Consider the following 12718-nt stretch of genomic DNA (forward strand, 5'->3'; position numbering starts at 1 on the left):
TCATTCGCCAAGGTGCCGGTTGGACTCACCAACACCGCTAAGGTTCGAGGATGAACTACTCGGTTAGCCTGCGTATACTGGCGCGCATCACGAATTCGGGTTTGATTTCACGGAGCGTCCTGCATGTCCGGCAATACCTATGGCAAGTTGTTCACTGTCACCACCGCTGGCGAAAGCCATGGTCCGGCGTTGGTCGCCATTGTCGACGGCTGCCCGCCGGGCCTGGAGATTTCCCTCGACGACCTGCAGCGCGACCTCGATCGCCGCAAGCCGGGCACCAGCCGCCACACCACCCAGCGCCAGGAAGCCGACGAAGTCGAAATCCTCTCTGGCGTGTTCGAAGGCCGCACCACCGGTTGCTCGATCGGCCTGCTGATCCGCAACACCGACCAGAAGTCCAAGGACTACTCGGCGATCAAGGATCTGTTCCGCCCGGCGCACGCCGACTACACCTACCACCACAAATACGGCGAGCGCGATTACCGCGGCGGCGGTCGCAGCTCGGCGCGGGAAACCGCCATGCGTGTGGCGGCCGGGGCCATCGCGAAGAAATTCCTCGCCACCCAGGGCATCGTCATTCGCGGCTACATGAGCCAGCTCGGCCCGATTGAAATCCCGTTCAAGACCTGGGATTCGGTGGAACAGAACGCCTTCTTCAGCCCGGACCCGGACAAGGTCCCGGAGCTGGAAGCCTACATGGATCAGTTGCGCCGCGATCAGGACTCGGTCGGGGCGAAGATCACCGTGGTTGCCGAAGGTGTGATGCCGGGTCTCGGCGAGCCGATTTTCGATCGCCTCGACGCTGAGCTGGCGCATGCGCTGATGAGCATCAACGCCGTCAAAGGTGTGGAAATCGGCGCCGGTTTCGCCTGCGTCGCCCAGCGCGGCACCGAGCATCGCGATGAACTGACCCCGGAAGGTTTCCTCAGCAACAACGCCGGCGGCATTCTCGGTGGCATCTCGTCCGGTCAGCCGATCGTCGCGCATCTGGCATTGAAACCGACGTCGAGCATCACCACCCCGGGCCGTTCGATCGACATCCACGGCAACCCGGTGGACGTGATCACCAAGGGCCGTCACGACCCGTGCGTCGGCATCCGCGCCACACCGATTGCCGAAGCGATGATGGCCATAGTGCTGATGGATCACCTGCTGCGTCACCGTGGGCAGAACGCCGACGTGCGCGTCAGCACCCCGGTGCTGGGTCAGCTTTGATGGTTGATCGCCAAGCCGTCGCGGCCTGACCGTGGCGGCGCTCCCGTACTGGCGGCTGTCCAGTTTCTATCTGTTCTATTTCGCCTTGCTCGGTTCGACGGCGCCATTTCTGGCGCTGTACTTCGATCACCTCGGGTTCAGCGCTGCGCGGATCGGCGAGCTGGTGGCGATCCCGATGCTGATGCGCTGTGTGGCGCCGAACATCTGGGGCTGGCTCGGCGACTACACCGGCAAGCGCCTGGCCATCGTGCGCTTCGGCGCGGTGTGCACGCTGCTGACGTTCTCGCTGATTTTCGTCAGCAAGACCTACGCCTGGCTGGCGATGGTCATGGCGCTGCATGCGTTCTTCTGGCACGCGGTGCTGCCGCAATTCGAAGTCATCACCCTCGCGCATTTGCAGGGGCAAACCTCGCGCTACAGCCAGATTCGCCTGTGGGGCTCGATCGGTTTCATCATCACCGTGGTCGCGCTGGGCCGACTGTTTGAATGGCTGAGTCTCGATATCTACCCGGCGGCGCTGGTGCTGATCATGGCCGGTATCGTCCTCAGCAGTTTGTGGGTGCCGAATGCGCAACCGCCGCAAGGCAATCGGCCGAGCGGGGAGGGCTTCCTCAAGCAATTGCGCAGCCCCGGTGTGCTGGCGTTTTACGCCTGCGTTGCGCTGATGCAGATGAGCCACGGTCCGTATTACACCTTTCTGACCTTGCACCTTGAACGACTCGGTTACAGCCGTGGCGTGATCGGCATGCTTTGGGCCGTGGGCGTGGTCGCCGAAGTGCTGATGTTCATGGCGATGAGCCGGATTCTCGTGCGCTTTTCCTTGCGTCGGGTGCTGATGGCGAGTTTTCTGCTGGCGGCGCTGCGCTGGTTGCTGCTAGGTTCGTTCGCCGAATTCCTCTGGGTGCTGTTGTTGGCCCAGGTGCTGCACGCGGCGACCTTCGGCAGCTTTCATGCGGCTGCCATCGCCTTCGTGCAACGTAGCTTCGGTGCGCGTCAGCAAGGTCAGGGCCAGGCGTTGTACGCAGCGCTGGCCGGCACCGGTGGCGCGCTCGGCGCGTTGTATTCCGGTTACAGCTGGAATGCCCTCGGCGCAACATTGACCTTTAGTATTGCCAGTCTCGCGGCGCTCGCTGCTGCCGTTATCATTGCCACACGTATGCAAGAGGACAGGCCATGAGCCTTACGCGTGAACAGCTCGCCCAGCAGATCGTCGACGCCGGGCGTTTCCTTTATGGTCGCGGCTGGTCGCCGGCCACCAGCAGCAATTACTCGACGCGCCTGTCGCCGAGCGAAGCGCTGCTGACCGTGTCCGGCAAGCACAAGGGCCAGTTGGGCCTGGACGACGTGCTCGCCACGGATTTGTCCGGCAACAGTCTGGAACCGGGCAAAAAACCCTCCGCCGAAACCCTGCTGCACACCCAGCTCTATAGCTGGCGCGCTGAAATCGGTGCGGTGCTGCACACCCACTCGGTGAACGCCACGGTGCTGTCGCGCCTGACGCCGCAAGACTTTATCGAGTTCGAAGACTACGAACTGCAAAAGGCCTTCAGCGGCATCTCCACCCACGAATCCCGGGTGCGCGTGCCGATCTTCGACAACGATCAGGACATTGCGCGCCTCGCCGCCAAGGTGCAGCCTTGGCTCGACGCCCATCCCGATTGCGTCGGTTACCTGATTCGCGGCCACGGCCTCTACACCTGGGGCGCGCAGATGAGCGATGCCCTGCGGCAGATCGAGGCTTTTGAATTCCTGTTTGAATGCGAGTTGAAAACCCGCAGCGTCATGAACCGCCAAGGCTGACTTCACCAGAAGCCGCCCATTCGCCTGATGAAATGCACTGCCCGACCGGTCTGCAAGAGCCGGACGGCAAGGCCGATACCGAGGAATTGCCCATGAGCAGCCTGTCCGTCTATCACGTATCCAGCCCCGAGATCCCGAACAAGGTGCTGACCCATTTCGAAGACATCGCCTCGACGCTCGCCGAGCAGGGCGTGCGCTTCGACCGCTGGCAAGCCGCGGCGAAGATCCAGCCCGGCGCCAGTCAGGAAGAGGTGATCAGCGCCTATCAGGAGCAGATCGACAAACTGATGACCGAACGCGGTTACATCACCGTCGATGTGATCAGCCTCAACAGCGATCACCCGCAAAAAGCCGAACTGCGCGCCAAGTTCCTTGAGGAGCACCGCCATGGCGAAGACGAAGTGCGCTTTTTCGTCGCCGGTCGTGGCCTGTTCACCCTGCACATCGACGATTACGTCTACGCGGTGTTGTGCGAAAAGAACGACCTGATCTCGGTGCCGGCCGGTACCAAGCACTGGTTCGACATGGGCGAGCACCCGCACTTCGTGGCGATTCGCCTGTTCAACAACCCGGAAGGCTGGGTCGCCAATTTCACCGGCGAAGACATCGCCGGGCGCTTCCCGCGACTGGAGGACTGAGCCAATGTCGATCAAAGCCATTGTCACTGACATTGAAGGCACCACCAGCGCGGTGAGTTTCGTGTTCGACGTGCTGTTCCCGTATGCGGCCAAACACCTGCCGGACTTCGTGCGGCAGAACGCCGAACGTGCCGATGTGGCTGAGCAACTCGACGCCGTGCGCCGTGACAGCAATGCACCGCAGGCCGATGTTGAACGGGTTGTTGAAATTCTCTTGAGCTGGATCGAGGAAGATCGCAAAGCCACGCCGCTCAAAGCCTTGCAAGGCATGGTCTGGGCGCAGGGTTATCACGCCGGGCAGTTGAAGGGGCATGTTTACCCGGATGCCGTTGAAGCGCTGCAACGCTGGCACGCGGCGGGTTATCAACTGTTTGTGTATTCGTCGGGTTCGATCCAGGCGCAGAAGCTGATCTTCGGCTGCTCCGAGGCGGGGGATCTGACACCGCTGTTCAGCGGTTACTTCGACACCACGTCGGGGCCTAAACGCGAAGAACAGTCCTATCGCAACATCCAACAGGCGATTGGCGTCGAACCGGGGGAGATTCTGTTTCTGTCGGACATCGTCGAGGAACTGGATGCCGCGCAGGCTGCCGGTTTGCAGACCTGTGGCCTGGCCCGCGAGGGTGGAGAACTGGGAAGCCATATCACCGTCGACAGCTTCACCGGCATCGAACCCGAAGCCTTCTAACCACACAAGTCCCTGCAGGAGCTGCCGAAGGCTGCGATCTTTTGATCTTGATTTTGGTATTAAAGATCAAGATCAAAAGATCGCAGCGTTCCGCAGCTCCTACATAAAAAGCGTCCACAAAAAAACAGGCCGGGCAGTGAAAGCTGTCCGGCCTGTTTTTGTTTAAAGCTGTTTAAAGCTTCGAATCAATTACAGCGAGTGATACGTCGGCAACGCAAAGCGCTGCTGGCTTTGCAGCATCGCAATTTGCGGCAGCTCACTGGCTTCTTCCGCCAGGTCACGACGAATCGCGCTGATTGCCCACGACAGCTGGTCGGCATTGTGCATTTGCTGATACGTCAGGGCGCGTTTGAACACTTTGCCTTCACTGCTGCGCAGTGTCAGCAGAATCCCGCCATCGGGACGTGGCGCAGTGGTGACGTTGAAGTTGGAGAACAGCGAGGTAAATTTTTCTTGGATCAGGCTCATGTCTTTCAGCTCCGTATGCACTTGAATGGCAAGCATGCAGAGGAGGTTGCAGCGATTGTGCCAGCACGCTAAAAAATAAAAATCTATATAAATCAATAAGTTAAAAATCGTGAAATTTGCAGGGGTCGTGCAAACTGCATGAATGGCCATCGTGCATCCTGCATTTTGCGGGATTCTCATGAGGCGCACGGAACCAAATGGCAAAGGCGCAATCACCGCCGCCAAGCGTGACAGGGCGGATACAAAACATTGCAAAAACCGCGTGTACAGGCCGAGAAGCGCTGACGTATTTTCGATCTCGACCTTGCCCACAACGCAGGTCATGCCCACAGCCCGAACAATAAAAAACCGGCCGACCAGGCCGAACGGGGAGCTGCCATGAGTCACGCGCCGAGCGACACGATTACCTGGAGCATGATGCTCCGCAAACTGCCGACGATCGCCAAAGCCATCCCGCGGGTGGTCAAGGGCATGAAAGTCGCCAACGTCACGGATCCGACCCAAACGTGTGGCCTCGGCTGGACCTTCGAGCAAGCCACGTTGCGCAACCCTGACGGCGTGGCATTGCTGCAGGACAACGTCTTGCTCACCTATTCGCAGGTCAACCAATGGGCCAACAGGATTGCCCATTATCTGAGTGCGCAGGGCATCGGCAAGGGTGATGTGGTGGCGGTGTTCATCGAAAACCGCCCGGAACTGCTGGTGACCATTCTGGCGCTGGCCAAGGTCGGCGCAGTCAGCGCGCTGCTCAATACTTCGCAGACCCGCGACACGCTAATTCACAGCATAAATCTGGTGGCGCCAGTGGCGATTGTCCTCGGTGAGGAACTGCAGCCGGCGTTTGCCGCGATCCGCGAGCAGGTGTCGATCCCGGCGCAGCGGACCTGGTTTATCGCCGACCGTGATACCTATAGCCACCCGGGCATTGCGCCCGAGGGCTACATCAACCTGATCAGTGCCAGCGCCGATGCGCCCGGTGACAACCCGCCCAGCAGCGGCGAAGTGTTCTTCGACGATCCGTGCTTTTACATCTACACCTCCGGCACCACCGGTCTGCCCAAGGCCGGCGTGTTCAAGCACGGGCGCTGGATGCGCAGCTCCGCCAGCTTCGGCATGATCGCCCTGAACATGGGCCCCGACGATGTCGTCTATTGCACCTTGCCGCTGTACCACGCCACCGGCCTTTGTGTGTGCTGGGGCTCGGCGATCAATGGCGCTTCCGGGTTTGCGATCCGCCGCAAGTTCAGCGCCAGCCAGTTCTGGTCGGACGTGCGTCGCTACAACGCAACCACCCTCGGCTATGTCGGCGAGTTGTGCCGTTATCTGGTCGATCAACCGGCCAGCGCCGATGACAGCCGTCACGCGGTGCGCAAGATGATCGGCAACGGTTTGCGCCCCGGCGCCTGGGCCGAGTTCAAGACCCGGTTTGCCGTCGAGCACATCTGTGAGCTGTACGCGGCGAGCGACGGCAACATCGGCTTCAGCAATATCCTCAATTTCGACAACACCATCGGTTTTTCGCTGATGGCCTGGGAACTGGTGGCCTACGACCACGACAGCGGGCAGCCGTTGCGCAGCGCTGATGGTTTCATGCGCAAGGTCAACAAAGGCGAGCAGGGTCTGTTGCTGGCGCGGATCGACGAAAAAGCCCCGCTGGACGGTTACACCGATCCGCAGAAAACCGCCAAGGTTGTATTGCACGATGTGTTCAGCAAGGGCGACCGCTTCTTCAACACCGGCGACTTGCTGCGCAATATCGGTTTCGGCCACGCGCAGTTCGTCGATCGACTTGGCGACACCTATCGCTGGAAGGGCGAAAACGTCTCGACCACTGAAGTGGAAAACCTGTTGCTGCAGCACCCGCATATCTCCGAGGCCGTCGCCTACGGTGTCGAAGTGCGTAACACCAATGGTCGCGCCGGCATGGCGGCAATCACGCCCGCCGAGTCACTGGCGACCCTGGATTTCACCGAATTGCTCGCATTCGCCCGTCAGCGCATGCCGGCCTATGCGGTACCGCTGTTCCTGCGGGTGAAGGTGAAAATGGAAACCACCGGAACCTTCAAATATCAGAAGACCCGCTTGAAAAACGAAGGCTTCGACCCCGGCCAGACGGGCGATGACCCGATCTACGCGTGGTTGCCCGGCACCCAGACTTACGTGCAGGTGACGGACGCAGTTCTGGCCGATATTCATCAGGGCAAATATCGTTATTGAGGTTGGCTATGGCACGACTTGAGAAAAAGGGGGTGACAGCTATGGTCGCGCTCGGGAAACTGTCGGCTTTGCGAATAACCGAAAGTGGAGTTGCCCCATGTCTGACCAAAGCCGCCAGATGACCCCTGAAGAAGCTGCCGAATTCACCGAGCAGGTGTTCAACAAGGCGCGCGAAGGTGATGCGCTGATGCTCGATCGGCTGATCAGCGCCGGTTTGCCGGTCAACCTGAAAAACAGCAAGGGCGACACCCTGCTGATGCTCGCCAGCTACTACGGTCACGTCGATGCGGTACAGGTGCTGCTCAAGCACAAGGCCGATCCGGAAATGCGCAACGGTAATGGCCAGAGCCCGATTGCCGGTGCAGCGTTCAAAGGTGACGTGGCGGTGGTCAAGGCGTTGGTGGAGGCGGGCGCGGAGATTGAAGGTTCGTCCTTCGATGGTCGTACCGCGTTGATGATGGCGGCGATGTTCAACCGTGTTGAAATCGTTGATTACCTGATCGGCAAAGGTGCGAACCCGCAAGCCAAGGACGCCAACGGCGTCACCGCGCTGGACGCGGCTCGCACCATGGGCGCGGTCGATACCACGGCGCAGCTGGAAAAACTGCTGGCCTGAACTCGATTCTCCAGTTGATGTGAATCTTGTGGCGAGGGAGCTTGCTCCCGCTCCAGTGCGCAGCGCTGGTAAAAATGGTGAAATCACTGTTTGGGGCCGCTTCGCGCCCCAGCGGGCGCAAGCTCCCTCGCCACAGTTGTTCTGTGTGCAGCCTGAGGCTGCAATGCGCTATCCTCCGCGCCCTCATATTCACCTGCCACAGGATCTACCCTCATGAAAGCCGCCCTCGTCGAACTCATCAGCAAAATCAGCTCCGGCTGCATGGCCGAGGACGAGATCCTGAAGGTGGGGGACGAAGCGGCGCAGGCCTATGCCGATGCCGATGGGTTTCTGGCGGCCAACCCGGACATCAACTACGACGACAGCTTCCCGATCCCGCTGGGCGAGTGGGTGGTGGTCGGCAGCCTGCCGGAAACCGTGCTGTTCCAGGCTGATACCTACGCTGACCTGTTCGCGCAGATCATCGCTTCGTTTGGCCCGGGCGTGGATTTCAACCTCAAGCCCAAGCAACTGGCCAAGACCGAAGCGCTGACCGCGTTGAACCGCATCCAGGTGCAGATGAGCAGCCTGAACAAGGAAAACGGCGGTTACACGCTGATGAATTTCAGCCAGTTGCTCGACGACGAGCTGCAAGTGGTGCTGGTCTACGGCAACGACGTGCCACGGGTGCTGGAGCTGTGCGCTGAGGTCGGTATCGCTGCGGCACCTTCGCTGGAGGCGCTGAAAGTCGCCGTTCACGTCTGAAAGCAATAAAAGGGAACCCTGCGCGCGACCGTCTATCCTAAAAGTGCATGCCACTATTCTGGAGTGACACCATGGGTTCCACGTTCAACGGTCTGATTGGCCTGATCATTCTTGCCCTCGACATCTGGGCCATCATCAACGTACTGAAAAGCGGCGCCGAGACCGGGATGAAAATCCTCTGGGTCCTGCTGATCATTCTCCTGCCGGTGCTGGGCCTGATCATTTGGGCGATCGCCGGGCCGCGGGGCAACGTGCGGGTCTGACCACAACTTTGAAAGTACCCCATAACCTGTGGGAGCTGGCTTGCCAGCGATAGCATCGCAGCGGATTCACTGACAGACCGCGTTGATTGCATCGCTGGCAAGCCAGCTCCCACAAGGTTATGCGGATTGCCGATGAACAGAGGTTCGACCTGTCATCTTCGGCAACGTAGAATGCGCGCCTTTCCCGGGCAATCGTCCCCACGATCGACGCCCGCGCATTCATCGGAGCACTTGACCATGACCGTCACCAAGACCAGCGAGTACCTGGAAACCCTCTACGAAGGCTACGGCCAGCGTTTTCGCATGGAAAAACTGCTGCACGAAGTGCGCACCGAACACCAGCACCTGGTGATCTTCCAGAACCCGCGCATGGGTCGGGTAATGGCGCTGGACGGCGTGATCCAGACCACCGAAGCCGATGAATTCATCTACCACGAAATGCTCACCCACGTGCCGATCCTCGCCCACGGCACCGCCAAGCGCGTGCTGATCATCGGCGGCGGCGACGGCGGCATGCTGCGCGAAGTGACCAAGCACGCCAGCGTCGAGCACATCACCATGGTCGAGATCGACGGTACTGTGGTCGACATGTGCAAGGAATTCCTGCCGAACCACTCCAAGGGCGCCTACGACGACCCACGGCTGAACCTGGTGATCGACGACGGCATGCGTTTTGTTGCCACCACCACGGAAAAATTCGACGTAATCATCTCCGACTCCACCGACCCGATCGGCCCGGGCGAAGTGCTGTTCTCGGAGAACTTCTACCAGGCCTGCCACCGTTGCCTGAACGAAGGCGGGATCCTCGTGACCCAGAACGGCACGCCGTTCATGCAGATCGATGAAGTCAAGACCACCGCCGGCCGCCTGCGCAGCCTGTTCCCGGACTGGCACTTCTATCAGGCGGCCGTGCCGACCTACATCGGCGGTTCGATGACCTTCGCCTGGGGCTCGACCAACCCGGCCTACCGCAAGCTGAGCCGTGAAACCCTGCAACAGCGCTTCATCGGCAGCGGCATCGTCACTCGCTACTACAACCCGGAAATCCACATCGGCGCATTCGCGCTGCCACAGTACGTGCTGCAGGCGATCAACAAGCCCAGCAACGACTGACCAGGTCGATGGATTCCTTGTGGCGAGGGAGCTTGCTCCCGCTTGAGTGCGCAGCACTCACAAAATCTGCGATTTCTAAATATTTTGGGGCCGCTTCGCAGCCCAGCGGGAGCAAGCTCCCTCGCCACAAAATTTTTCCAGTCATGAAAATGATGTTTTTTTCATGTTCGTGCGCCGCAATCCTTTTGAACGATCAATCTCGCCAAAAGTCGAGATAGATGTAAGCCCATTTGCGGGTTTGATCGAGGAGGCACCGATGCAAAAGTGGAAAGTCACTTTCGTGGACGATCATGGTGAAATTGTCGATGAGGTGTTCGAGCGCGCGGAATGCCCCAGCGACGACGAGGCTGCACGCCTGATCAAGGAACGGCTTCTGCCCGTGGCCGCCGAACTGGATCTGAACGATCTGGAAGGGCGCACCCCCGACGCCGGGGCGAAAAGCCTGAAAACCCAGAACAGCATCGAAATCCGCAGCATCACTCCAATCTGAAAACTTCCTTTCATCCGAAGCAACCAGGCCTTGGCAGCAGCTCTACCTTGGGGCTAATCTGCAAGCGAGATCAGCGAAACGATCGCTAAGGTCTGGTCTTGTCAGCTACATGCTTGTTTCCCGCCGGCAACCCGTTTGCCGATGTACTTTTGGCCTGTAAGGCCCGGGGCGGGAATACGGAAAGTCTATCCATCTATCCGAGGGGGACGATTCATGAGCACAGCCTATCAAGAAGACATCAGCAGCAATGTTCTGCGCCGCATGAAAGAAGGCGGTTTCGACTTTTCCCGATTCCATCCCATCGAGTTCTACGCCATTTTCCCGGACGAGGAGCGGGCGCGCAGGGCGGCAGGCAAATTTCGTGGTGAATCCATCAATGCCCAGGTCAGTGCGCGCGACGATGGCGCCTGGTCGCTGGAATTGAGCAAAGTGATGTACGCGACCTATGACGACATTGGCGATTTCGAGCAGGGCTTCTCTGCCGTGGTCGAGCCGCTGGGCGGCATCATCGAAGGCTGGGGAGTCAAGCAGGAGGTGCGCAACCGCCATCGTCTGAACTGATCTCTGGTTTAGCTTTTTTAAAGTCAAAAGATCGCAGCCTTCGGCAACTCCTACAGGTGATTGGTAGGAGCTGCCGGAGGCTGCGATCTTTTGCTTTTGCTTTCAAAACATTTCAGAAAGGCAAAAAAAAGCCACCGGAGAGGGTGGCTGAAAGGGAAGACCGATAAGGAGAGGAAACCGGTCAGGGTCACGGCCTGCGGGGACTGCACGGGCAGTCCGGATCAGGTGGGCTGCAGCCTCCCTTGTGGGAAGTTTGCAGCGGATGCGCGGATTATCCGCAGCCCGGCGCAAGCAGTGAAATCAACTCTGACTATGCTGGTGATAGGCGATGCAATGCGTCGCAATGAAGCGGGGGCAATCCGCTTGGGGCATTTGCCGCACAGGAATGGTGCGGTGCTTGCGGCGTGATTATCCAAGCGATTGAAATCAAAGCGTTTATGCCGATGGCACGGGCCTTGCGAAGGCCTGTAGGTCCGGGTGACAAGGAGTACGGCATGATCCGCACCTATTTTGATGAAATGTACGATGCCGGCGGCCAGGTCCGCCCGCATTACCGCGAGTTCGCCCGCTGGCTGGCGGACACGCCTGACGAGTTGCTGGCACAACGGCGACGCGAGGCCGATCTGCTGTTCCACCGGGCCGGGATTACCTTCACGCTCTATGGCGATGAGCAGGGCACCGAGCGCCTGATTCCATTCGACACCATTCCGCGCAGCATTCCCGCCAGCGAGTGGCGGATCGTCGAGCGCGGCTGCATCCAGCGGGTCAAGGCGTTGAACATGTTCCTCGCCGACCTTTATCACGAGCAGCGCATCATCAAGGCCGGGATCATCCCCGCCGAACAGGTGCTGGCCAACGAGCAGTACCAGTTGGCGATGCAGGGCCTGGATCTGCATCGCGATATCTATTCGCACATTTCCGGCGTCGATCTGGTGCGCGATGGCGACGGCACCTACTACGTGCTCGAAGACAACCTGCGCACCCCGAGCGGCGTGAGCTACATGCTCGAAGACCGCAAGATGATGATGCGCCTGTTCCCCGAACTGTTCGCCGCCCAGCGCATCGCGCCCATCGACCACTATCCGAACCTGTTGCTCGACACGCTGAAAAGCTCCAGCCCGATCGACGATCCGAGCGTGGTGGTGCTGACGCCGGGGCGTTTCAACAGTGCGTTCTTCGAACATGCCTTCCTCGCACGGGAAATGGGCGTTGAACTGGTGGAGGGTGCCGACCTGTTCGTGCGCGACGACAAGGTCTTCATGCGCACCACCGACGGGCCGAAAGCGGTGGACGTGATCTACCGCCGTCTCGACGACGCGTTCCTCGATCCGCTGGCATTCAACCCCGACTCGATGCTCGGTGTGCCGGGGCTGTTGTCGTCCTATCGCTCGGGCAACGTGGTGCTGGCCAATGCCATCGGTACTGGCGTGGCGGACGACAAATCGGTGTACCCGTTTGTCACCGAGATGATCCGTTTCTACCTCGACGAAGAACCGATCCTGAAGAACGTGCCGACCTGGCAGTGCCGTAACCCCTCGGAACTGTCCCATGTACTGGCCAATCTTGCGGATCTGGTGGTCAAGGAAACCCAGGGTTCCGGCGGATACGGAATGCTGGTGGGGCCGGCATCAACCACGGCGCAGATCGATGCGTTCCGTGAGCGGATCAAGGCCAAGCCCCACGCATACATCGCGCAGCCGACGCTGTCGTTGTCGACCTGTCCGACCTTTGTCGAAAACGGTATCGCGCCGCGCCATATCGACCTGCGTCCGTTTGTACTGTCTGGCCGCGAAACCCGGGTTGTGCCCGGCGGTTTGACCCGTGTCGCCCTGCGTGAAGGCTCCCTGGTGGTGAACTCCTCCCAGGGCGGCGGAACCAAGGACACCTGGGTGGTCGAGGATTGAA

14 protein-coding genes are annotated in these 12718 nt (G+C 59.9%); 13 read left to right on the top strand and 1 reads right to left on the bottom strand.

The window, feature by feature from the left end; translation table 11 throughout:
* The first annotated feature begins 123 nt into the window (after positions 1 to 123).
* The 5 genes from aroC to mtnC all read left to right on the top strand — a co-directional run bounded on the left by aroC (position 124) and on the right by mtnC (position 4341).
* Positions 124 to 1215, top strand: a complete 1092-nt coding sequence (gene aroC / locus ACIP8I_RS13670) for a chorismate synthase (RefSeq protein WP_095667109.1) — start codon at positions 124 to 126, stop codon at positions 1213 to 1215.
* 31 nt (positions 1216 to 1246) lie between these two features.
* On the top strand, positions 1247 to 2392 hold the full coding sequence (locus tag ACIP8I_RS13675) for an MFS transporter (RefSeq protein WP_400761775.1): 1146 nt from the start codon (positions 1247 to 1249) through the stop codon (positions 2390 to 2392).
* The gene (locus tag ACIP8I_RS13680; RefSeq protein WP_041068872.1) at positions 2389 to 3015 is read left to right on the top strand and encodes a methylthioribulose 1-phosphate dehydratase; all 627 of its coding nucleotides are present in this window, start codon (positions 2389 to 2391) and stop codon (positions 3013 to 3015) included. Before ACIP8I_RS13675 ends, ACIP8I_RS13680 begins: the two co-directional genes overlap by 4 nt.
* Before the next feature lie 92 nt (positions 3016 to 3107).
* On the top strand, positions 3108 to 3653 hold the full coding sequence (locus ACIP8I_RS13685) for an acireductone dioxygenase (RefSeq protein ID WP_027613329.1): 546 nt from the start codon (positions 3108 to 3110) through the stop codon (positions 3651 to 3653).
* 4 nt (positions 3654 to 3657) lie between these two features.
* The gene (gene mtnC, locus ACIP8I_RS13690) at positions 3658 to 4341 is read left to right on the top strand and encodes an acireductone synthase (RefSeq protein ID WP_007960685.1); all 684 of its coding nucleotides are present in this window, start codon (positions 3658 to 3660) and stop codon (positions 4339 to 4341) included.
* A 189-nt stretch (positions 4342 to 4530) separates the two neighbouring features.
* On the opposite strand, the gene ACIP8I_RS13695 is transcribed toward mtnC, so the two are convergent.
* Positions 4531 to 4809 carry a DUF3509 domain-containing protein gene (locus ACIP8I_RS13695; protein WP_027613327.1) on the bottom strand — a complete coding sequence of 93 codons (279 nt, stop codon included), beginning with the start codon at positions 4807 to 4809 and terminating at the stop codon, positions 4531 to 4533.
* A 378-nt stretch (positions 4810 to 5187) separates the two neighbouring features.
* Between ACIP8I_RS13695 and ACIP8I_RS13700 the strand changes: the two genes are divergently transcribed.
* From ACIP8I_RS13700 to ACIP8I_RS13735, 8 genes are all read left to right on the top strand, one after another.
* Positions 5188 to 7026, top strand: a complete 1839-nt coding sequence (locus ACIP8I_RS13700; protein ID WP_367083940.1) for a long-chain-acyl-CoA synthetase — start codon at positions 5188 to 5190, stop codon at positions 7024 to 7026.
* 97 nt (positions 7027 to 7123) lie between these two features.
* Positions 7124 to 7642: an ankyrin repeat domain-containing protein gene (locus ACIP8I_RS13705; RefSeq protein WP_400761781.1), complete on the top strand. Its 519-nt coding sequence runs from the start codon at positions 7124 to 7126 to the stop codon at positions 7640 to 7642.
* A 213-nt stretch (positions 7643 to 7855) separates the two neighbouring features.
* The gene (locus ACIP8I_RS13710; protein WP_400761784.1) at positions 7856 to 8386 is read left to right on the top strand and encodes a hypothetical protein; all 531 of its coding nucleotides are present in this window, start codon (positions 7856 to 7858) and stop codon (positions 8384 to 8386) included.
* Between the two features lie 71 nt (positions 8387 to 8457).
* A complete protein-coding gene (locus ACIP8I_RS13715; protein WP_007960694.1) occupies positions 8458 to 8649 on the top strand; it encodes a PLDc N-terminal domain-containing protein in 192 nt (63 codons plus the stop codon).
* 237 nt (positions 8650 to 8886) lie between these two features.
* Entirely contained in the window at positions 8887 to 9762 is an 876-nt protein-coding gene (gene speE, locus ACIP8I_RS13720) for a polyamine aminopropyltransferase (RefSeq protein WP_041068886.1), read from the top strand.
* A 256-nt stretch (positions 9763 to 10018) separates the two neighbouring features.
* Complete coding sequence (locus ACIP8I_RS13725; RefSeq protein WP_007960696.1) at positions 10019 to 10252, top strand: hypothetical protein; 234 nt, start codon at positions 10019 to 10021, stop codon at positions 10250 to 10252.
* A 213-nt stretch (positions 10253 to 10465) separates the two neighbouring features.
* Positions 10466 to 10813: a ribonuclease E inhibitor RraB gene (locus ACIP8I_RS13730; RefSeq protein WP_007960698.1), complete on the top strand. Its 348-nt coding sequence runs from the start codon at positions 10466 to 10468 to the stop codon at positions 10811 to 10813.
* 494 nt (positions 10814 to 11307) lie between these two features.
* The gene (locus ACIP8I_RS13735; protein WP_367083942.1) at positions 11308 to 12717 is read left to right on the top strand and encodes a circularly permuted type 2 ATP-grasp protein; all 1410 of its coding nucleotides are present in this window, start codon (positions 11308 to 11310) and stop codon (positions 12715 to 12717) included.
* Position 12718 lies beyond the last annotated feature (1 nt).

The organism is Pseudomonas sp. NPDC088414 (genome assembly GCF_044753325.1).
In the GTDB taxonomy this organism is placed as follows: domain Bacteria; phylum Pseudomonadota; class Gammaproteobacteria; order Pseudomonadales; family Pseudomonadaceae; genus Aquipseudomonas.